The following is a 21,319-nucleotide window of genomic DNA, read 5'->3' on the forward strand; positions in this document are numbered from 1 at the left end:
CATGACAAAGGCCGCCATAAAAATCACCGAGCCGCGTTCCGGCCTGTCGGCGACGGCGCTGCTGCTGCCGGAAAAGGCGCCGGACAATGCTGCCTTTCTCTGGAGCTATCTGGAAGCGCCGCGCGTGGTCGCCGGCATCCACGCGATGTGGACCGGTCCTGAAATCTCCTGTCCGGTGCCGTCGTCGCATCTGGAAGGCCAGGCCTATGCCCAGCCGTTGCCGGCCGAGAATGCGACGCTGACGCCTCAGCCCGGCGACATCGTGCTCTCCTATGTGCCGCCGCGCATGTGGGGCGGCAATACGAACGCGATCTTCGACATCGGCCTGTTCTACGGGCAGGGCGCGCGGCTCTTGTTTCCGATAGGCTGGCTCGCTGGAAGCGTGGTCGCGCAGGTGCTGCCGGAGCAGCGGGAACAGCTCGCCGCCGCCTGCGGGGTCATTCGCCGCAATGGTGCCTGCGACGTCACCTTCACGCGGGCGGAGTTCTGAGATGGCCGAGCGCGACGACAGTTTCGAGCTCTTCGATCTCCGCGTCGAGGCGGTCATTCCCGAGGGCAAGCCGATCTATTGCGGCGCCAAGGCCGGCGACTATTTCGAACTGAAGGGCGAGATGCTGTCGCTGCCGGCGGGGCAAGGTCTTTCGATCTATTCCATTGCCGCCGTGCTGCCGCTGCTGGCGGCCAAGCAGCGGCCGACGCACGCCAATGACTGGATGACGTCCGACGCCGAGATCGCCTGTCCAGATCCCAACTGCGCCAGCCGGCTCAGGATCGTCAGGGTGGCGACGCGGCGGTTCAGCCATGCCGAAACGACGGCGGTGCCGTTGCCGGCGGAAGGTCAAGAGAAATGACGACCGCCGAACTCAGCCCCGGCTATACGATCTCGCGCGTCATCCGCGGCGGTTGGCAGCTCGCCGGCGGGCACGGCGCGATCGATCGCGAACAGGCGGTGAGCGATTTGATCGCGACCTTCGATGCCGGCATCTTCACCTATGACTGCGCCGACATCTACACCGGCGTCGAGGAGCTGATCGGCGCCGCGCGTCTGCGGCTCGGCAACGAACGCGGCCTCGATGCCGCCGCCCGGATGAAGGTGCATACCAAGCTGGTGCCCGATCTTGAGCGGCTGGCCGGCATCAGCCGCGACTATATCAGGGGCATCATCGACCAGTCGCTGCGCAGGCTGAAGACCGAGCGCATCGACCTCGTGCAATTCCACTGGTGGGACTATGCGCAGCCTCGTTATGTCGAGGCGATGGGCTGGCTCGACGAGCTCCGCCGCGAGGGCAAGGTTCGCAATCTCGGCACCACCAATTTCGACACCCAGCGGCTTGCCGAAATCCTGGCGGCGGGCATTCCGCTGGTCAGCCAGCAGCTGCAATATTCCGTGCTCGACCAGCGCCCTGCCCAAGGCCTCGCCACGCTGGCGAAGCAACATGGCATGCATTTCCTATGCTACGGTTCGGTTGCCGGCGGGTTCCTCAGCGATCGATGGCTTGGTGCTGCCGAACCGGCGACGCCGCTCGAAAACCGCTCGCTGGTCAAATACAAGCTCATCATCGACGATTTTGGCGGCTGGGACCTGTTCCAGCAATTGCTGCAGGCATTGAAGACGGTCGGCGATCGCCACGGCGTCGACATAGCCACCATCGCCAGCGCCTGGGTGCTGGAACAGCCGCAGGTCGCGGCCGTCATCGTCGGCGCCCGCAACCAGTCGCACGCGCTTGCCAATGCGGCAATCATGGACGTCCAACTGACCCGTGACGACAAGGCGGCGATCGGCGCCGTGATCGCGCAAAGCCCCGGTCTCGAAGGCGACGTCTACACGCTTGAGCGTGACCGCCATGGCCGCCACGGCTCAATCATGCACTACAATCTGAATGCGGGCCGGGTGTGAGCGCCATGAACCAGGAGACCTCGCTGTTTTCCCGCGCCAGCACCGAGATCGTCGATCTGCACCGCTTCTTCGTCGACTGGTTCGTCGCCGCGCGCGCCGATGCGGTCGACTTCGGTCGCTTTGAAGCCGCCATGGGTGAAGGCCTGACCATGATCGCGCCGAGCGGCGCGGTCCTCGGTCGCGATGCGGTCGTCGACCATGTCAGGCAAAGCCGCGCCACCTGCGATGACGGCTTTGCCATCGCGATCGAGGACATCAGGGCCGGCTGGCAAACCGACGACACCATCGTCGTCCTCTATGTCGAGGCGCAGCTGCGCGGTGGCAAGCTCAGCCGCCGCCAGTCGAGCGCCGTCTTCACCACCAGTTCATCGGCGCCCAACGGCGTCGAATGGCGGCATCTGCATGAGACCTGGCTGCAGGTGCCGGAACGCTGAAACAGGCTCAAGAGATCAAAGCAAAGCCGAGTAACTCAAGGGGAACAACAATGAGAAACACGATCCTGAAATTCACCACCGCGCTCGCTCTCGTAACGCTGGCCGGCGCAGCGCATGCCGCCGACTGCAAGATCACCGTCGGCCTCGTCATGGAGTTGACCGGCCCGGCCGGCGAATACGGCCAGGCGGGTGCCAAGTCGGTCGAGATGGCCTTCCGCGATATCAATGCCGCGGGCGGCGTGCGCGGCTGCGATCTCGCGACCGACACGCGCGACAGCCAGAGCCAGGGCAATGTCGCGGTCGACGCCGCGACCCAACTCGTCCAGGTCAAGAAAGTGCCGGTGATCATCGGCGGCATCATCTCTTCGGTGTCGATCCCGATCCTCACCTCGGTCACCGCGCCGGCCAAGATCGTCCAGGTGTCGCCGGCGTCCTCTTCGCCGACGCTGACCGCGCTCGGCCGCGACGGCAAGACCAACGGCATCTTCTTCCGCACCATCACCTCGGATGCGCTGCAGGGCGTGGCCGCCGCCAAATACGCCATCGACAAGGGCTTCAAGAAGCTGTCGATCATCCACGTCAACAACGACTTCGGCGTCAACATGGTGGCGGAGTTCTCGCGCGCCTATAAGGCGCTCGGCGGCACCATCGTCTCCGACACGCCCTACAATGAGAAGCAGTCGAGTTATGCCTCGGAAGTGACGGCGGCGATGGCCGGCGAACCGGATGGACTCTATCTCGTCAGCACGCCGGTCGACGGCGCCACCGTCGCCCGCACCTGGATCTCGCAAGGCGGCGTGCAGAAGTTCCTGCTCAATGACGGCATGAACAGTCCCGACTTCATCGAATCCGTCGGGGCCGATTATCTCAAGGATGCCTATGGCACGTCCTCCGGCACCAGCCCGACCGCGTCGACCGACTATTTCAACAAGAACTACAAGGAATTCTCAGGCATCGAGCCATCCAACCCGGCCGCCGACCGCTCCTATGATGCGGGGGCCATCGTCGGGCTTGCCATCGCCATCGCCGGCTCCGACGATCCGGCCAAGATCAAGGACGCCATGTACAAGGCGGTCGATCCGGCAGGTACGCCGATCTTTGCCGGCAAGGAGGAATTCGCCAAGGCGCTCGGCCTGATCAAGGACGGAAAGCCGATCCGCTACGAAGGCGTGATCGGCCCGGTCTCTTTCGACAAATTCGGCGATATCACCGGTCCGTTCCGGCTGTGGAAAATCGTCGACGGCAAGGTGACGACCGACGGCGAGATGACGACGGATGACGTCAACGCGCTGCAGGCGAAGCTGCAGTAACGTCGAAATACTCGCCCGGCGGCGATCCTTTAGGCTTGGATCGCCGCCGACCAACAGGCAATGACTGCGCGCCGCGCTATGCCGAGCGGCGCTATCTCGTTCCGTCTAGACTGGCTTGAAGTGCATCGCTCCAAGTCACGATGGTTGCCTTCCTTCGTTGGCTTGGCTCCGCTAACGCCTCGTTTTGCGCCACGCCTCATATTCTCCGCGAGCATCGTCGTGCAGCGGATAGTAGCGCTGCAAGGGCGCGCCCTGCATGAGCTTCTCTCGGGAAAACTCTTCCCAATCATGGTGCTTCTGCGCCTCCTCGATCACCATGGGCGCCATCGAGACGGGAACCACCACGGCGCCGTCATCGTCGGCGACGATGATATCGCCGGGAATCACCGTGACACCGCCGCAGGCGATCGGCACGTTGACGGCATTGGGATAGATGCTGGTCTGCACATGATAGTTGGGCGTCCAGCCGCGCAGCCATAGCGGCAGGTCGAGCTTCTCGACATTGGGCCGGTCGCGCATGCATCCGTCGATGACGATGCCCGCGCCGCCCCGGCCCTTGAAATAGGTCGACATCATATCGCCGAAGACGCCCGACCTCATGTCGCCGCGCGCATCCACTACGACCACATCGCCCTCCTGCGCGTGGTAAAGCACATGCCGGTGCAGCTGTGTTTCCGGATCGGCATATTCGCCTTCGTTGAAGAGGTCGGGCCGCTGCGGCAGGAACTGCAGCGTCAGCGCCGGCCCGACGACCGACTTGCCGTGGTTCTGCGCCACCGGGCCGACCATATGCGGGCTGCGGAAGCCCATATGGCCAAGCGTGCCGGCAACCGTCGCGGCGCCGATCTCCTTCAGCGCGTCGATCAGGTCCTTGGGCGGCCGGGTGATGTCGGTTGTATGCGTCATTGTCGGGACTCCGGATGAGATGGAATTACCAGTTGGTGACGGAACCGTCGCGGCGCTTGAGATGCGGCGCTTCCCAGAAGCGAAAGCTCTGCGCCTGGATCGCCGCCTCGTTGACCTCGACGCCCAGTCCCGGCAGATCGCCGACCAGGTAATGGGTGCCGTCCAGGCGAGGCTGCACGGGGAAGAAGTCTGAATTGTCGAAGCCCAGCTTCCTTTCGGGCACCCTGGTTTCGAGCCAGGCGAAGTTCGGCACCGCGGCGCCCAGATGGATGGTCGCGGCCGTGCAGACCGGGCCAAGCGGATTGTGCGGCATCAAGTCGACATAATGCGCCTCGCTCCAGCCCGCGACCTTCATCGCCTCGGTGAGTCCGCCGAGATTGCAGACATCGAGCCGGTTGAACTGGTGGATGCCGCGCTCGATGTAGGGCAGGAACTGCCACTTGCTGGCGAACTCCTCGCCGATGGCGAAAGGGATGTCGGTCATCCTCCGCAGGCTCTCATAAGCCTCCGGCGTCTCGTCGCGGATCGGCTCCTCGAGGAAATCGAGCACGCCGCGGCCGAGCTTGTTGCAGAAGCTCGCCGCCTCGGCCACCGACAGCCGGTGATGATAGTCGATGCCGAGCACGACCTCGTCGCCCAGCGCCTCGCGCGCCTTATTCAGCATGGCAGCGGTGGGACCTATGGACTCCCGCGGCTCGAAAATGTCCTTGCTGCTCTGCCCGGTTGGGAAGAAGCGGATCGCCTGCCATCCTTCAGCGCGCAACTCGCGCGCCCGTTCGACTGCGGCGTCGCCCTCGGCCTCGTCTCCGGTCGAGGCGAAGGTCGGAATGCGGTCGCGCTGCTTGCCGCCGAGCAGCTCGTAGACCGGCACCCCCAGCGCCTTGCCCTTGATGTCGTGAAGGGCGATGTCGATGGCGGAGATCGCCGCCTGCAGAACCCGCCCGCCTTCGAAATACTGGCTGCGATAGAGTTCCTGCCAGATGCGGCCGATCTGCATGGCGTCGCGGCCGATGAGAAATTCGCGATAGTGCTCGACCGCGCCGGCCACCGCCTTCTCGCGACCGCTCAAGCCGCTCTCGCCCCAGCCGAAGATGCCCTGGTCGGTCTCGACCTTGACGAGCATCTGGTTACGGGTCCCGACCCATACCGGATAGGGCTTGATCGCGGTGATCTTCATCTTCGTCGTCATTCCCCCCTCATGTTCCATGCGCTCACTGTCTCAGTTGGCCTCGAGCGCCATTTGCGTTTCGCTGTCGAACAGGTGCATGCGCTCCTGGTCGAACTCGAGCCAGATCTGCTCGTCGGGTGCGACGGCGACATTGGGGGAGACGCTGATGTTGACGATCGCGCCGGAGAGGAACGCCTGCACGAAGGTGACGTCTCCGGTCGGCTCCACCGTATAGGCCTTGGCCGGAATGGCGCCGGCAATGGCACTCTTGTGCAGCTTGATCGTCGAATGGCGCGCGCCGAGCACGACCTTCCTGGTCGTTGCTCGCGCGACCTTCTGGGCGTTGCGCGGCGAGAGCGCGAGGCTCCAGCCTTCCGCGCTCGTCAGAACGGCGCCGCCGTTTGCCGTCGATGCCTCCAGCGGGATAAGGCTCATCGCCGGGCTGCCGACGAAGCTTGCGACGAACATGTTGGCGGGGTGGGCGAAAACCTGCGCCGGTGAATCATACTGCTGCAGGTAGCCGCCATTCATCACCGCCATCCTGTCCGCCATGGTCACGGCCTCGAGCTGGTCGTGCGTCACATAGATGATGGTTGCCTTGAGGTCCTGATGGAAACGCTTGATCTCGGACCGCATCTGCACCCGCAGCTTGGCGTCGAGATTGGAGAGCGGCTCGTCCATCAGGAACACCGCCGGATCGCGCACGAGGGCGCGGCCGAGCGCCACGCGCTGCTGTTGCCCGCCCGAAAGCTCGCGCGGCTTGCGTTCGAGCAGCTGCGTCATGTCCAGCACGCGCGCCGCTTCCCTGACCTTCCTGTCGATCTCGTCCTTGGGCAGCTTGCGCATCTGCAGCGGGAAGGCGAGGTTCATATAGACCGACTTCTGCGGATAGAGCGCGTAGTTCTGGAACACCATGGCGATGTCCCGGTCCTTGGGGTCGAGGTCGTTGACCACCCGGTCGCCGATGACGATGTCGCCCGATGTGACCGAGATCAGGCCCGCGACGAGATTGAGCGTGGTCGTCTTGCCGCAGCCGGAGGGCCCGACCAGCGCAACGAACTCGCCGTCATTTACCGTCAGCGAAACGTCGTTGACGGCTTTGAAGCTGCCATAGGTCTTGACGAGATCTTTGAGGACCACATGGGCCATGCAGGCAGCTCCCTAGTGCTTGACCGCGCCTTCCGTCAGGGCGCGCACGAAGTATCGTTGCAGGAGGAGGAACAGCACCACGACGGGCACGCTCATCATGAAGCTGGCCGCCATGAGGCCAGGAAAGTCCGTCGTGTTCTCCGAGAAGAAGCGCTGGATGCCGACCGGCAGCGTCAGCTGTTCGTTCTTGGAGAGGAAGGTGTAGGCATAGATGTACTCGTTCCAGGCGCCGATGAAGGAATAGATAGCGGTGGCGATGATGCCCGGCGCCGAGAGCGGCATCACGATCAGGACGAAGGCCTGGAACCGTGTTGCCCCGTCGATGCGCGCCGCTTGCTCGAGCTGCACCGGGATGTTGTCGTAGAAGCCCTTGAGCAGCCAGATCGCCAGCGGCAGGCCAAAGGTTAGGTAGGTCAGCACAAGCGACCCGTGCGTGTTCACCAGCCCGATCGCACGCATCAGGATGAAGAGCGGCACGAGGAAGATCACCGCCGGGAACATGTTGCGCAGCAGGACGGCGAAGAACAGGAAGTTGCGGCCCGGGAAGGTGAAGCGCGAGAACGCGTAGGCTGCAGGCACCGCCACGATCACCGAAAGGATGGTCGTGGCGGTCGAGACGATGAGACTGTTCCAGAAGAAGCGCAGGAAATCCTGGCCGACGCTGTTCTGCGGATCGAGCAGCTTCTGGTAGCTGTCAAGGGTAGGCTGGTCGGGCCACCATTGCGGCGGAAACTGCATCGCCGCGAAGCCTGATTTGATGGAGGTGAGCAGCATCCAGATCATCGGCAGCGCCGTGTAGAGCAGCATGAACACCAGGAAGGCGCGCCCGCCCCACCGCCATCCATCGATGCGCACGCGGCGGGCCGAACGGCCCCGTGAGATTGTCTCGGAAACCGTGCTCATGCGCCGCCATCCTTCCGTTCGTTGCCGCTCAGCGCGCGGACGTAGAAGTAGCCGAGCGTCATCAGGATGATGAACAAAAGCACCGAATAGGCCGATGCCACGCCCCAGCGCTGGCGGCCGAAGGCGAGCTCATAGATGTGGGTGATCCAGATGTGCGAAGCGTTGGACGGGCCGCCGCCAGTCATGATCCAGGGGATGATGAAGGAGTTGAAGTTGGCGACCGCGAGCAGCAGGATCGTTACTGTCGAGACATTGCGCAAATGTGGGAAGGTGACGTGCCAGAAGCGTTGCCACGCGTTGGCGCCATCGACTTTGGCGGCGCGCAGCAACTGCTCGGGAACGGTCTGCAGGCCGGCCGTCATCATGATCATGGCGAAAGGGAACTCGCGCCAGATGTTGACGACGATCAGCGAGGGCAGCACCGTTGAGACGCTGTCGATGAAGTTCGGTGGTCGCTCGGCCCATCCGAGCTCGACCAGCACCGCGCCGATGATGCCGAAATCCGAATGGTAGATCCACTTCCAGATATAGGAGGCGGCGACGGCGCTGATGACCCAGGGAATGATCAGGATGGCGCGCAGGACGCCGCGGCCGATGAAATCGCGATGCAGCGCCAGCGCCGCGGCAAACCCCAGGACGAAGGAAAAGAAAGTGGATGCGATTGTCCAGATCAGGGTGTTGAAGGTGACCTGCCAGAACACCCCGCTGGTCAAGATGGCTGTGTAGTTGTTGAAACCGACGAAGATCTTGTCGCGGAGCTGCAGGCCGGGCGGCGTGTTGAAGAACGACAATTCGATTGTGTAGTAGATCGGATAGGCGATGACGATGAGCATCACGGCGATCGCCGGAAGCACATAGGCATAGTCGGCGCGATGCTCCCACATCTTGCGAAGCACATCGGACCTGGCGGATTGCAATGTTCGGCGAGCCTCGGCCTTGCCGCTCACGATCGTCACTTTGGCGTGCCCTTGTTCATCGGAACGAACCGGCTGCGTTGTCGGCGCAGCCGGTGAGATCGCAGGTCGGGCTTTGCTTAAAGACCGCCGCCCATCAGGTCCTTGACCTTCTTGGCCGCGTCATCCGCCGCCTGGTCGACGGTCATCGCTCCGGTCAGGGCATTCTGCAGCATGTCCGGGACGATGATGTTCATGATCTCGGGCGACTGCGGCAGGGCCGGGAAGGGGATGCCGTATGGCAGCATCGACGTCGTGACATCGAGGAACTTGATGCTGTCCAGACGCTCCTTCATCCATTTGGTCTTGAAGCCGTTGAGGTTGCCGGGGTTCGAGCCGGCATAGGCCATCTTCAGCGACCATTCGGGGCTCGTCCACATGCAGATGATGGCCTTTGCCGCCGGCTCGTCCACCTTGCCGCCCTCGACATATTCGGGCTTCAGGATGTGAATGTTCGAGCCGCCGAAGACGACGGCGCGCTTGCCGTCGGGACCGGTCGGAATGAGACCGTAGCGCATGTTGTCGATGACGGTCTGCGCCTTGTCCTTGTCGGTGCCCGTCGCCTTCTTCTGCAGGTCGAGCATGACGTTGTAGTCGGATGGATGCGAGATCATCATGCCGAGCTGGCCGGCCAGGAACAGCGGCTGGTTGTCGGCCTGCTGGTTGGTGAGCGCAGAAACCGGAACCGATTTGTCGCGGACATACATGTCATAGGAAGCCTGCAGCGCCGCCTTGCTCTGCGGGCTGTTGAGCTCGATCTCCTTATAGGTCGGGTTCGCCTTTGCTTCGTCGAAGACGCCGCCGCCATAGGCCCACAGCTGCGGCATGAAACGGTAGGGCGTGTTGCCGGCATTCTTGCGCGCCACGAGGCCGTAACCGGCAATGCCGAGCTTGTCGTGGATCTGCTTGGAATATTTGACGACGTCGTCCCAGGTCGCCGGAGGCTTGTTCGGATCGAGGCCGGCGCGCTTGAAGATGTCGGCGTTCCAGATGAAAGCCATCGTCTCGTTGTTGGTCGGAATGCCGTAAGTCACGCCGTCCCAGGTCACCGCCTTCATGGCGCCGGGCCAGAAATCCTCGGTCGAATAGCCGACGTCCTCGGGCTTCAGCGGCTGCAGATAGCCCTTCGAGGCGAACTCGGTGCCGCCCAGGATCTGCAGGCGGACCGCCATCGGCGCCGCATTGCCCAGGAGCGCGGTGCGGAACTTGTCGAGCAGGTCGTTGTAGGTGAGGGCCTGTTCCTCGAGCTGGATGTTCGGATAGGTCTTGCGGAAGGTCGCGAAGAAATCCTTGTAGTATTGGCGCAGGAGGTCGGGGTCGCCCTCGAAGACACCCTGGTACCAGAATGTCAGTCGCCCCTTGTAGTCAAGCGGGGTGACCTTGGCGCAATCGCCGGCTGTGTCGAAATCCTGCGTGCCGGCAATCGAGCGCACATATTCCGGCGACCACTTGCTCAGGTCGACCGGGGGCGCGGCAAGCGCCGAACCCGACATCAGCGATATCGTCAATGCAGTGGAAACAGCGCCGCGCAGGGCGGCACCGCCGACTGTGATCCTCCTCATAGGTCTCCTCCCAGGTTGTCCTATGCCGCTCTGCGCCTAGGCAAGCGGTCCTTGGTCGTTTCGATCGCGGGGATATTTCTCCGCCCTAATGTATCCCTTCGATCACTTTATACGTTTTCAGATCGCAGAATAGCTGTCAACGCAACAAATCGTACATTGTTTGTCGAAGATGTGCATGATATCGGTCGGATTGTGTATTGGACTAGGGGGACGGCCTTGGCGGAAACGAACGATTTCAAAGCAGAGCCACCGGAGGGGATCGACGCTCTCGGGGCATCGAGCGAGGGCGCCTCGCTTTACGAGCAGATAAGGGAAGACATCATCGAGGGGCGGCTGGCCGCAAACGAGCGGCTCGTGGTCACTGACCTCGCCCGCCGTCACGGCACCTCGACCAATCCCGTGCGCGAGGCGCTGCAGCTGTTGCGCGGCGAGGGCTTCGTCACCTTCGTTCCCAACCGGGGCGCGCGCGTCCGGCCCATCGATCAGGATTTCGTGCGCGATATCTACGAGATCGGCGTTCTCATCGAGCCCGCCCTGACGCGCTGGTTTGTGGGAATGGCGACCGAGGAGGACATTGCCGAGCTCGAACGTCTCCAGGGCCTGATCGAAGAGAACAACTTCGCCGACACGTTCAGGCACAGCGAGCTGGATACCGCGTTCCACACCGTGATGTACCAGCGGCACTACAACCGCCATGCCGCCGAGCTCTGGTGGAAGCACCGCGAGGTGCTTCGGGCGGTCAGCCGGCGTTTCAACTTCACGCTCGCCCGGCGCGCCGCGATCATCCGCGAGCACCGCGAGCTCATCGCGCTCGTGAAATCGGGAGAGGCCGACAAGGCGGCCGAACTTATTGCCCGCCATGTCGAGGGCTCCGGCCGGCACGTCCTCGAACACATGCGCGCACGCAGCGCCGCCCGGGCAGGGTAGCGAATCCGCAACATCGTCAGCCTGGCCGTTTCAGGGAGGATAGTCCAGATGAAAATCACGAGCATTCGGCCATGGCTGATCAAGTCCGACGCTTCCTACTGGGGAGAGTATCTGTTCGTCGAAGTGACGACTGACGAAGGGGTCAGCGGCTGGGGCGAGATCACCACCACGACGAAGCTCGCCAACCGCGCGCTGTGCACGATCCTGCGCCAGATCGGCGCCGCCGTGACAGGCGAGGATCCGGCGCGCATCGAGCATCTGTGGCACAAGATTTTCCGCAGCTTCACCTATATGGGCAGCCGCGGCGCCGCCGTGGAATGTGTGAGCGCCATCGACATCGCGCTTTGGGACATCCGCGGCAAAGTGCTGGGCAAGCCGATCTACGAATTGCTGGGCGGACCGGTGCGCGATGAAATCGCGCTTTACACCCATCCCAACCAGGCCAAATTCACCAGCAAGGAAGCCGTGGTCCGCGAAATTCGCGACATCGTGGAGTCCGGCCACACCGGGCTCAAATTCGATCCGTTCCCGCACCAGGGTCCGAGCGTCGATGGCGTGGCCCGCGAAAGGCGGGACGGCTATCTCGACGGCAGCATGACCCGCAAGGACGAGCGCGAAGCCGCCGAACTGACGGCGCTGATCCGCGAGACGGCGGGGCCCGATGTCGACATCCTCATCGACGCGCATGGGCGCTTCGACGTGCCGACCGCCATCCGCCTCTGCCGCAGCCTCGAGGAAGCAGGCCAGATCGACTGGTTCGAGGAGCCCTGTCCGCCCGAGAGCCTCAACGCCCTCAAGCAGGTGCGCGACAAGGTCAGCGCTCCCATCTCCTGGGGCGAGCGCGGCCACACGAAATGGGATTTCGTGCCGGTTCTCGAAGACAAGCTCGCCGACTACATCATGCCCGACGTCACCTGGACCGGCGGCATCACCGAGCTCAAGAAAATCTCTGCCTTGTGCGAAGCCTATTACGTCCCGGTCTCGCCGCATGACGCCGCCGGACCGATCAATGTGGTCGCGGGAGCGCAGGTGATGATGACCGTTCCCAATTTCTACAAGCTCGAAACATCGGAGTGGGACCTCTCCAAATACGATCACCTCATCGACAGACCGCTCGATGTTTCGAACGGCAGCCTCAAGCTAACGTCGAAGCCCGGCCTCGGTGTCGAGATGAACCGCGACTACCTGCAGGCCCACGAGATCGAACTGGGCTAGCGCTGCTTAAAGCAGGCCGGCGGGCGGGGCCACTCCCAGCGGAACGAGGACAAATCATGCCAAAGACGGATGGAGCCGACGAGGCTCTCAATCGCATCAACACGAATTCCAGGCCATCCGACCTGCGCATCACCGACATGCGTGTGGCCGAGATTGTCGGCGCGCCGTTCACATCGGCGCTGCTCAAGATCTACACCAACCAGGGCATTGTCGGGCTCGGCGAAGTGCGCGACGGCGCCAGCGCCACCTTTGCGCTGGTGCTGAAGAGCCGGCTGCTCGGCGAAAACCCCTGCGATGTCGATCGCCTGTTCCGACGCATCAAGCAGTTCGGTGGCCATGGGCGGCAGGGCGGCGGCGTGTCGGCGGTCGAGATCGCGCTCTGGGATCTCGCCGGCAAGGCCTATGGCGTGCCGATCTACCAGATGCTCGGCGGCAAGTTTCGCGACCAGGTGCGCGTCTATTGCGACACGGACGCCGAGAAGCCGAGCGGCACGGAGACCGGCAAGCGCCTCAAGGCGCGCATGGAGCGCGGCTTCACCTTCCTCAAGATGGATCTGGGCCTGATGCAGATCGCCCACATTCCGGGCGCTGTCACGGCGCCCGCCGGCGCGCTCGAAGGTTTTCACGCCAATCCGCGCGGCCGCGGCGGGACGTTGGAGGAGCGCAAGGCCCGCAATCTTGCCTACGATGCGCAGAATGTGCAGCACCCATTCACGGGCCTGCATTTCACCGAGAAGGGCATCGACCTGCTCGAGCAATATATCCACGAGGTCCGCGAGGTCATCGGCTACGAGATCCCGTTGGCCATCGACCATGTCGGCCACATCTCGCTGCAGGACGGCATCCGCCTGTCGCGCCGTATCGAGAAATATGTGCCGGCATGGCTAGAGGACGTGATCCCCTGGCAGTACACCGAACAGTACCGGCAATTGCAGCAGGCGACGTCGGTGCCGATCTGCACCGGCGAGGACATCTATCTCAAGGAGGGCTTCGAGCCGCTGCTGAGGAGCGGCGGTCTCTCCATTATCCATCCGGACCTGCTTACAAGCGGCGGCATCCTCGAGACCAAGAAGATCGGCGACATGGCGCAGGATCACGGCGTCGCCATGGCGATCCACATGGCGGAAAGCCCGATCGCCGCGATGGCTGCGGCGCATGTCGCGACGGCGACCGAAAACTTCATGGCGCTCGAATACCACTCCGCCGATGTCGACTGGTGGGACGATATTGTCACGGGTCTTCCCAGGCCGCTCGTGAAAGACGGCTTCATCACCGTGCCCGATAAGCCGGGGCTGGGCATAGATGATGTGGTCGACGAGGTGATCTCGCAGCATCTGCAGCCCGGTGTCACAGGGATATGGCAATCCACCGAGCATTGGGACAATGAACATAGCTGGGACCGGACCTGGAGTTAGTCCAGGCCCTCTGCTCTCATTCCCTCAGGCTCACAGGGCCAACAACCGACCATTCGTGTCGACCTCTCCCGAGGGAGAGGCGAAGAAAGAAACGGACGAAACGATGATCTACGAACTGCGCATCTATGACTGCCTGCCGGGCAGGCTGCCGGCCTTACTCAAGCGCTTTTCCGAGCAAACGCTGGCCATCTGGGAGGGGCATGGCATCCGCCAAGCCGGGTTCTTCACCACGGTGATCGGCGAAAACAACAATCGCCTCACCTATTTCCTCGCCTGGGAATCGCTGGCCGAGCGTGAGGCGAAATGGACGGCTTTCGTCACCGATCCGGCATGGCACAGGGCCCGGGACGAGTCTGAGCGCGACGGGCAGATCGTTGCCAATATCAGCAGCCAGCTGCTCACGCCGACAGCTTTCTCGTCTGTGAAATAGGACCGCGCCATGAAGATCACCGACCTGCGCTGCGCCGTCATCGGCAAGCACCCGATCGTCCGCATCGTTACCGACGAGGGCCTTCATGGCCTGGGCGAGGTCGAATACACAAAGACCTACCTGAAACCCTTCGTGCTGCATTTCCGCGAGGCGCTGATCGGCGAGGATCCGACAGATGTCGAGCGGGTGATGCTGAAGATCCGCCAGCGCGGCTCGTTCAAGCCCTATGGCGCGGCGGTGAGCGCCATCGAGCACGCGCTGTGGGACATTGCCGGCAAGGCCGCGGGCGTGCCGGTCTACAAGCTGCTTGGCGGCAAGGTGCGCGACAAGGTGCGCGTCTATAACGGCTCGATCCGCCGCAAGCGCACGGGCGACCGTCCGGAGGATTACGCCGCCGACGTCAAATGGATGATGGAGCAGCCGCAGAACTTCTTCATGGTCAAGCAGGGCATCTCGTTCCACTCCAACATGAAGGACAGCGTCGAGGGTTTCCATTACGGCCTGACGCAGAAGAAGGCCGGCTATCACGGCGCCATGGATCAGGGCGTGATCAGCGAGCGCGGTTTCAATCACATGCTCGACTGTGTGGCGGCGATGAAGGAGGTGCTGGGCGACAAGGTCAGCCTGGCGCTCGACTGCGGCCCGGGCTGGATGCTGCCCGATGCGATCAAGTTCGCCCGCGCCGTCGAGACGTACAATCTGATGTGGCTCGAGGACATGCTCACCGGCGACTATGTGCCCTGGGTCAATCCGCAGGCCTATCGCGAGCTGACCACCTCCACCTCGACGCCGATCCATACCGGCGAGCAGATCTACCTGCGGCACAATTTCAAGGAGCTGATCGAGACGCAGGCGGTGCGGGTCATCGGCCCCGATCCGGCCGATATAGGCGGCATCGCCGAGCTGAAGTGGGTCGCCGAGCACGCCTATATGCACTCGATCCTGATGGCGCCGCACGGCACCGCGAACGGCCTGCTCGGCCTTGGTGCGCTGATCAACGTCTGCGCCACCTTGCCCGCCAACTACATCGCCTTCGAATATCCGAGCGCCTCCGACCCTTGGTGGGAGGACCTCGTCATCGGCTTGCCGAAGCAGATCGTGAAGGACAGCATGGTGGATCTGCTGGAAGCGCCGGGACTCGGCCTCGATATCGACGCCGAGGCGGCGAGAAAATATCTTAAGGAAGAGGATGCTGGCTTCTTCGACTGAGCTTCCCAGCTGCCCTCCCTTTGGGCGCCGGCATCAGGACGACTGTGAGCTCGCCGATCGGCTCACTGTGTCCGCCAGTCATGTTCTTGCCGGAACCCAAGGACGTCGCGCAGCTTCCGGTTCGAGATCGGTCCCTCGAATGCGTCCATGGCGCGGGTGACCGGTATGTTGGGCGCATGCTTCCTGAGGAACTCCGCCGTCGGCAATTCAGACACGATGTTGTCGTTGACGGCGTTGAATATCTGGAACCCCAGGCCGTCCTTTTCGATGCACAGGTCGACGATCTGGCCGAGATCGCGCGCGTCCATATAGGTCCAGGCGTCGCGCCGCCGCTTCGAGGGATCGGCCAGGAATTCCGGAAAACGGGCATAGTCCTTCGGTTCCACGACGCCGCCGATCCGCAGCGCATAGATGTCGGCTCCGGTGCGAGTGGCGAAGGACCGCGCGATCTTCTCGCCCAGAAGTTTGGAAAGGCCGTAGCTGTCGGTCGGATCGACGTCGTACTCCTCATCCACCGGGAACGACGAGAAGTCGCGTTCGCCTTCGGCAAAACAGATGCCGTAGACCGTCTCGCTGGAGGCCGTGACGATCTTGCGGATGCCGAGCTTGGTGGCGGCCTCGATCACATTGTAGGTCGACTGCACATTGGCGGCGAACATGGCGTTGTCCGGCCGCAGGAATATGCGTGGGAGCGCAGCGAAATGGATCACGGCGTCGACCGGGGCGCGGCCCTTGCCGCCGAAATACTCACTGAACCCGAAATGCAGCGTCAGCGCATTGTAGGCTTCGCCGGCATCCGCAAGGTTGGTGATGACTGTGTCGACGCCTGGCACGTCCAGCGGCGTCAGGTCGAGGTTGAGAACCTCATGCCCGCGCTTGAGAAGGTAAGGTATGACGTGACGGCCGATCTTGCCGCTGCCGCCGGTGAAGACGATCCGCTTGCCCATGGCTTCCTCCGAGCGAATTTGGGTGATCGGGCGGCGGATCCCGCCAGCCGGCTGGTCATCCGCTATTCAAAGATGCCGTAGCCGGGCACGGCGTGCTTGCGCACACCCTCCATGTCGAGTTCGACGCCGATGCCGGGCACGTCGGACACCGCGATGTGGCCGTCTTCCACGATGGACCTGGCGCCGTTCGGCAGGCGCACGTAACTGTCCCAAGCGTCGCGCTCTTCCAGCGCGTGCCATTCCAGCACCAGGAAGTTCGGAACGCTGGCGCAGACATGGCATGTCGCCATCGTGCCCAGCGGTGTCGACACCAGATGCGGCGCGAAGGGCACGTAGTACATCTCGGCGAGGTTCGCGATCTTGCGGCTCTCGGCAAGGCCGCCGCATTTTGGCACGTCGGGCATGACGACGTCGGCGCCGTAATTCTGGAACAGCTCCCGAAAACCCCAGCGCAGATAGAGATTTTCACCGACACAGATCGGCGTCTTGGTCCGCATCCGGATCTGCTTCAGGGCCTCGACATTTTCCGCCGGGATCGGCTCTTCGAGCCACAGAAGATTGAAGCGCTCCATCTCGGCGGCGATGCGACTGGCGCTGAGCACATCATAGCGCGCATGCAGATCGATGCAGAGATCGACGTCGGGACCAACAGCGTCGCGCACCGCCGCCACACGCTCCACCATGAAGCGAAGTTCCGCGCCGTTGATGGTGTGGTTCATCCGGTCGAATTTTGTTGGATGGTGCAAATTGTCGATATCGAACTTAAGCGCCGTGAATCCTTCCGCCACCATGCGGCGCGCGCGGGCGGCACAGCCCTGCGGCGATCCCGATTCGTCATCGCCGTCGCCGCAATCGGCATAGAGCCTTATCCGGTCGCGGAACTTGCCGCCGAACATGCGGTAGAGCGGCTGGCCGGCGGCTTTTGCCGCGACGTCCCACAGCGCCATTTCGAGCCCGGTGAGGGCGATGAGAAAGATGCCGGCCTGCGCGCCGGAAAACACATGATCGCGGCGGATCTTGTCCCAGCAATATTCGACATTGCGCGGATCTTGGCCGATCAGTTCCGACTTCAGCTCCGAGATCAGCCCGACGATCGCGGCCGCGCCCGCGTCGGGATTGGCTTCGCCATAGCCGGAAATGCCTTCGTCAGTGTCGATCCGGATCAGGGTCGCCTTGCCGTGATAGGCGACGACCGCCGTCTTGATGTCCACGATCTTCATCGGACCCTTCTCCCCGTGATGGCGCAACGCTTACAAGCGCGGATCTCTGCCTAACGGCAAACTTGTCTAATAAGCATACAAGATTGAATAATGTGCCGTAAACCCCTTTAGGTGGATTTTGCATGGGATGGACGCTCAATGGATCGCCGATCCTTGTTTTGTTTGAGAAATTCCGAGTCGCCGATCAGGTATCGCAAATCTCGAAGAACGCACTTGTTAGACGAGTATATAAGCGTATAAATTGGGTGACCGCAGAGCTATGGCTCATGCGTGTCGTCAATCGGGAGGAACAGGATGCAACAGCGACAGCTCGGATCGTCGCCGGTGAAGGTATCGGAAATCGGCCTCGGGACTTGGGGGATGTCGGGCGCGTTTTGGGGGGCGGCCGACGACGAGGAGTCGATCCGGGTGGTCAGACGCGCGCTCGAGCTCGGCATCACGCTGATCGACACCGCCGAGGCCTATGGACACGGCCATGCCGAGGAGGTTGTCGGTCAGGCGCTGGCCGGCCGCCGCGACAAGGCCGTCATCGCGACCAAGGTCGCGCCCAATCATCTCGAACCGGCCGCGATCGAGGCGGCGCTCGATGGTTCGCTGAAGCGCATGCAGACGGACCATGTCGACGTCTATTTCGTCCACTGGCCGAACTCGGATTTTCCGATCGGCCCGACCATGGAGATGATGGAGCGGCTGCGCTCATCAGGGCGCATCAAGGCCGTCGGCGTCTCGAATTTCAGCATCGCCGACATGGACAGCGCCCGTCAGCATGGCGTGATCGACGTGCTGCAGCCGCCCTACAACATGCTATGGCGCGAGGTTGAGGCCGAGACGCTGCCCTATTGCCGCAAGCACAATATCGGCGTCATGCCCTATAGCGGCCTGGCACAGGGACTGCTCACCGGCACGCTGTCACCGGACACCAAATTCGTCGAGGGCGATGAGCGGCGCACAACGGTGCTGTTCCAGCCGGGCACCTATGAGCGGGCGGTAAGCGCCGTCGACCGCCTCAAGCCGATCGCGGCGCGCTACGGCAAGACGGTTCCCCAGCTTGCGATACAGTGGCTCACCAGCAGGCCAGGCGTCAGCTCGCCGCTGGTCGGCGCCCGCACCGTCAAGGAGCTGGAGGAAAACGTCCAAAGCGCCGGCTGGACGATTTCGGACGCGGACATCGCCGCCATCGACAGGATCACCGCGCCGGTCTGGGCGGAAATCCAGGACAAGGGCGACATGTTCGGTTTCCGCGCACGCCAACGCCAGGAACAACAAGCGAAAAGAGCCTAGCTCAAGCCGTGTCCTCCCGGCACGCAGCGGCGCGGCCAGCGCGAATGCTGGCTGCGCCGCTCCTTCAGCGAGGCAGGCCAACCGCGGTGGTTTTCTTGAGGTGCCGGCGCATCGCTTCCTCGGCTCGCTTTTCGTCGCGCGCCACGAGCGCCTCGTAGATCGCCCTGTGCATTTCGGTCGCGGAGGGAAGCGCATGAGGCATCTGGTTGCTGATGCGCCTGCTCGCCATCTGCCACCACCGGGACGAATACATGAAACGGTCGAGGATCCTGTTCTGCGCCGCCCGGCAAATCTCCATGTGGAAATCCAGGTCGAGCTTCAGATAGGCGTCCGGATTGTCCTCGCTGGCCGACATCGCCGCCAGCAACGTGCCAAGGCGCTCGAGATTTTCCTTGGTCATGTGCTTGGCCGCGATGGCGGCGATGGCCGGTTCGATAATGATCCGCGTCGCGTGCGCTTCGGCCAGGATCTCGCGCATCTGTTCGTGCGGCAGCCAGTCGATGAGCAATGGGCTGAGATAGTCCCACTCCTCGGCTGGGCGCAGCACCACGCGCCGTCCCTGTGCGATCTCGATCATATCCAGCGACGCCAGGATCTTCAGCGCCTCTCGCGCGACCGCGCGCGAGACCCCGAATTCCTGAAGGATCTGCTGCTCCGACGGCCCCTGGGCGCCGGCGACACCGCTGCCGGCGATGCGACGCGCCAGCACACCCGCCACCTGCTTGGGCAAAGTTTGAAGCTTGACCTCAACCGTATCCATCATTAACATCCACTTGTCTGATAAGCTTATAGGCTGATAGCTAGATATGCAGTCAACTTATCTCATAAAAACGCTCACTAGCCTATAACACGGCGTGCGGGAAGGGAGGATCGAGCGGTGTCCAGCCGCCGTGCCCCGTTGCCGCCGTCCGAGATCACGATCGATACGCCCTCGCAACCGAGCGAGGCGTGTTGGAGCGCAAGTGCCCGATCGCCCGGAGGCTCGCAAGCGTCGTCCGGGAACCAATCCAGGCAGTCTCGCGGCGGGAGGAGCACGCCGGTGGACTGCCGAGGCTGAAAGTCGTCGGCCGTCTCTGGATGGACCGACCAGTCAAACCAGGAGGAGATTGTGATGTCCGGAAGTTTATCGAGACGCAAATTCCTGGCCGCGAGCGCAGCGGTGACGGCCGGCTCGCTTGCCGCGCCGTGGGTTGCCAGGGCGGACGCCCAAGAGATCACCGCCTTGCTGATCACCGGCGGCCCGCTCTATCCCAAATATTGGGAGAAGATCGTTCAGGATTTCACCGCCAAGACCGGCATCAAGGTTCGCTACGACCTCCTGGAATTCACGCCCTTGACGGCGAAAGTGGTCACGCTGAGCGCGGCGCGGTCGAGTCAGTACGACGTCTACAGCACCCACACGGCGCAGATCGATTCCTACTTCAACCATTTCGCGCCGCTGAACAGCTATTTCAGCGACTCCGAACTGGCGGACTTCTATCCCGTCGCGGTCAAATATTTGCGCGATCCCAAGACCGGAAATCTGGCGGCGATTCCGCGCAACATGGATGCGCGCGTTCAGTATTATCGCAGCGACATCTACCAGGAAAAAGGCCTGAAGCCGGCCGAGACCTGGGAAGAACTGGTCGATGTCGGCCTGAAACTCACCGGCAACGGTCACTATGGCCTTGTCGTGCCGGGGCAGGGCGATCCTGCCCAGCGCACCTTCAGCGACCTGCTTTGGCAGGCTGGCGGCGACTGGGTCGACCAGGCCAACAAGCCGGCCTTCAATTCCGAAGCCGGCATCAAGGCGCTCACCTTCTATCGCGATCTGATCCAGAAGCACAAAATCGTGCCGCCCGACGCAGTTGGCTATCAGTGGAACGAGAACTCGACCGAATTCTCGTCCGGCACGGTCTATGCCACTTTCGATTGGCCGGGCGCCTTCGCCACCCTGTCCAATCCGGAAACCTCGCGCGTCGTCGGCAAATGGTCGACAGCGCCCTATGTGCGGGACAAAGCGGCGATCTCATGCGCCATCTCCCATGCCATGGCGCTGAACGGCCAGTCCGGACGCAAGGAAGCCGCCGTCGAGTTTATCAAATACACGGTCAGTACCGACGCCCAGCGGCTGCAGTTCGACCAGTTCACCAACTTTCCGAGCAGCCAGAGCCTGGCCAAGGAAGTGATCGCCGCGGCGAAGGGCCCGCAGGCGGCTTGGCTGCAGCAGCTGGAGACGACGATCGCCAACGGCAAGGAATGGCCGAAGCTTGCCGGCTTCTCGAAGGTCTGCACCTTGATGTTCTCGGCCATCGAGCAAGCCCTGTCCGACCAGGCTTCACCCGCCGACTCACTCAATCAGGCGGCGACCGAGGCGGAGGACATCATGCGCCGGGCCGGAGCTTACGACTGAG

21 protein-coding genes are annotated in these 21,319 nt (G+C 62.9%); 12 read left to right on the forward strand and 9 right to left on the reverse strand.

The annotated features are described in order from the left end of the window. Position 1: 1 nt before the first annotated feature. The 5 genes from EN862_RS11325 to EN862_RS11345 are packed head-to-tail and all read left to right on the forward strand — an operon-like array spanning position 2 to position 3,641. The gene (locus tag EN862_RS11325) at positions 2-490 is read left to right on the forward strand and encodes a DUF3830 family protein (protein ID WP_127866875.1); all 489 of its coding nucleotides are present in this window, start codon (positions 2-4) and stop codon (positions 488-490) included. A gap of 1 nt (position 491) precedes the next feature. Continuing rightward, positions 492-851: a TIGR04076 family protein gene (locus EN862_RS11330; RefSeq protein WP_127866876.1), complete on the forward strand. Its 360-nt coding sequence runs from the start codon at positions 492-494 to the stop codon at positions 849-851. Continuing rightward, positions 848-1,897, forward strand: coding sequence for an aldo/keto reductase (locus tag EN862_RS11335; RefSeq protein WP_127866877.1), 1,050 nt, complete (start codon positions 848-850; stop codon positions 1,895-1,897). Before EN862_RS11330 ends, EN862_RS11335 begins: the two co-directional genes overlap by 4 nt. A 5-nt stretch (positions 1,898-1,902) precedes the next feature. Next, on the forward strand, positions 1,903-2,331 hold the full coding sequence (locus EN862_RS11340; protein WP_127866878.1) for a hypothetical protein: 429 nt from the start codon (positions 1,903-1,905) through the stop codon (positions 2,329-2,331). Between the two features lie 50 nt (positions 2,332-2,381). Further along, positions 2,382-3,641: an ABC transporter substrate-binding protein gene (locus tag EN862_RS11345; protein WP_127866879.1), complete on the forward strand. Its 1,260-nt coding sequence runs from the start codon at positions 2,382-2,384 to the stop codon at positions 3,639-3,641. Between the two features lie 171 nt (positions 3,642-3,812). Here the strand turns inward: EN862_RS11345 and EN862_RS11350 are convergent, their stop codons facing one another. The 6 genes from EN862_RS11350 to EN862_RS11375 all read right to left on the reverse strand — a co-directional run bounded on the left by EN862_RS11350 (position 3,813) and on the right by EN862_RS11375 (position 10,282). Then, positions 3,813-4,547: a ribonuclease activity regulator RraA gene (locus EN862_RS11350; RefSeq protein ID WP_127866880.1), complete on the reverse strand. Its 735-nt coding sequence runs from the start codon at positions 4,545-4,547 to the stop codon at positions 3,813-3,815. A 25-nt stretch (positions 4,548-4,572) separates the two neighbouring features. After that, positions 4,573-5,736, reverse strand: a complete 1,164-nt coding sequence (locus tag EN862_RS11355) for a mandelate racemase/muconate lactonizing enzyme family protein (RefSeq protein ID WP_127866881.1) — start codon at positions 5,734-5,736, stop codon at positions 4,573-4,575. 30 nt (positions 5,737-5,766) lie between these two features. Beyond that, positions 5,767-6,864, reverse strand: a complete 1,098-nt coding sequence (locus EN862_RS11360) for an ABC transporter ATP-binding protein (RefSeq protein ID WP_127866882.1) — start codon at positions 6,862-6,864, stop codon at positions 5,767-5,769. A gap of 12 nt (positions 6,865-6,876) precedes the next feature. Beyond that, entirely contained in the window at positions 6,877-7,767 is an 891-nt protein-coding gene (locus tag EN862_RS11365; protein ID WP_095818911.1) for a carbohydrate ABC transporter permease, read from the reverse strand. Then, complete coding sequence (locus tag EN862_RS11370) at positions 7,764-8,723, reverse strand: sugar ABC transporter permease (RefSeq protein ID WP_127866883.1); 960 nt, start codon at positions 8,721-8,723, stop codon at positions 7,764-7,766. Before EN862_RS11370 ends, EN862_RS11365 begins: the two co-directional genes overlap by 4 nt. Before the next feature lie 77 nt (positions 8,724-8,800). Continuing rightward, complete coding sequence (locus tag EN862_RS11375) at positions 8,801-10,282, reverse strand: sugar ABC transporter substrate-binding protein (RefSeq protein ID WP_127866884.1); 1,482 nt, start codon at positions 10,280-10,282, stop codon at positions 8,801-8,803. Between the two features lie 216 nt (positions 10,283-10,498). Here EN862_RS11375 and EN862_RS11380 point away from each other — a divergent pair, with 216 nt between their 5' ends. The 5 genes from EN862_RS11380 (at position 10,499) to EN862_RS11400 (ending at position 15,478) form a co-directional block, all read left to right on the forward strand. Then, positions 10,499-11,209, forward strand: coding sequence for a GntR family transcriptional regulator (locus tag EN862_RS11380; RefSeq protein ID WP_127866885.1), 711 nt, complete (start codon positions 10,499-10,501; stop codon positions 11,207-11,209). Positions 11,210-11,257: 48 nt separating this feature from the next. Next, positions 11,258-12,424: a mandelate racemase/muconate lactonizing enzyme family protein gene (locus EN862_RS11385; protein ID WP_127866886.1), complete on the forward strand. Its 1,167-nt coding sequence runs from the start codon at positions 11,258-11,260 to the stop codon at positions 12,422-12,424. A gap of 56 nt (positions 12,425-12,480) precedes the next feature. After that, entirely contained in the window at positions 12,481-13,839 is a 1,359-nt protein-coding gene (locus EN862_RS11390) for a mandelate racemase/muconate lactonizing enzyme family protein (RefSeq protein WP_127866887.1), read from the forward strand. 103 nt (positions 13,840-13,942) lie between these two features. Then, positions 13,943-14,269: an NIPSNAP family protein gene (locus EN862_RS11395; protein ID WP_127866888.1), complete on the forward strand. Its 327-nt coding sequence runs from the start codon at positions 13,943-13,945 to the stop codon at positions 14,267-14,269. Positions 14,270-14,278: 9 nt separating this feature from the next. Further along, positions 14,279-15,478, forward strand: coding sequence for a mandelate racemase/muconate lactonizing enzyme family protein (locus tag EN862_RS11400; protein WP_127866889.1), 1,200 nt, complete (start codon positions 14,279-14,281; stop codon positions 15,476-15,478). Positions 15,479-15,540: 62 nt separating this feature from the next. Here EN862_RS11400 and EN862_RS11405 read toward each other — a convergent pair whose 3' ends face one another. After that, a complete protein-coding gene (locus EN862_RS11405; protein WP_127866890.1) occupies positions 15,541-16,425 on the reverse strand; it encodes an NAD(P)-dependent oxidoreductase in 885 nt (294 codons plus the stop codon). Between the two features lie 62 nt (positions 16,426-16,487). Then, complete coding sequence (locus tag EN862_RS11410) at positions 16,488-17,645, reverse strand: mandelate racemase/muconate lactonizing enzyme family protein (RefSeq protein ID WP_127866891.1); 1,158 nt, start codon at positions 17,643-17,645, stop codon at positions 16,488-16,490. A 294-nt stretch (positions 17,646-17,939) separates the two neighbouring features. Between EN862_RS11410 and EN862_RS11415 the strand changes: the two genes are divergently transcribed. After that, the gene (locus EN862_RS11415; protein ID WP_127866892.1) at positions 17,940-18,926 is read left to right on the forward strand and encodes an aldo/keto reductase; all 987 of its coding nucleotides are present in this window, start codon (positions 17,940-17,942) and stop codon (positions 18,924-18,926) included. 64 nt (positions 18,927-18,990) lie between these two features. Here the strand turns inward: EN862_RS11415 and EN862_RS11420 are convergent, their stop codons facing one another. After that, positions 18,991-19,686, reverse strand: coding sequence for an FCD domain-containing protein (locus EN862_RS11420; protein ID WP_042638970.1), 696 nt, complete (start codon positions 19,684-19,686; stop codon positions 18,991-18,993). 351 nt (positions 19,687-20,037) lie between these two features. On the opposite strand from EN862_RS11420, the gene EN862_RS11425 reads away from it, so the two are divergent. After that, on the forward strand, positions 20,038-21,318 hold the full coding sequence (locus tag EN862_RS11425) for a sugar ABC transporter substrate-binding protein (RefSeq protein ID WP_127866893.1): 1,281 nt from the start codon (positions 20,038-20,040) through the stop codon (positions 21,316-21,318). Position 21,319 lies beyond the last annotated feature (1 nt).

Origin of the sequence: Mesorhizobium sp. M2E.F.Ca.ET.219.01.1.1 (genome assembly GCF_004016445.2) — a bacterium.
Taxonomy (GTDB): Bacteria; Pseudomonadota; Alphaproteobacteria; order Rhizobiales; family Rhizobiaceae; genus Mesorhizobium.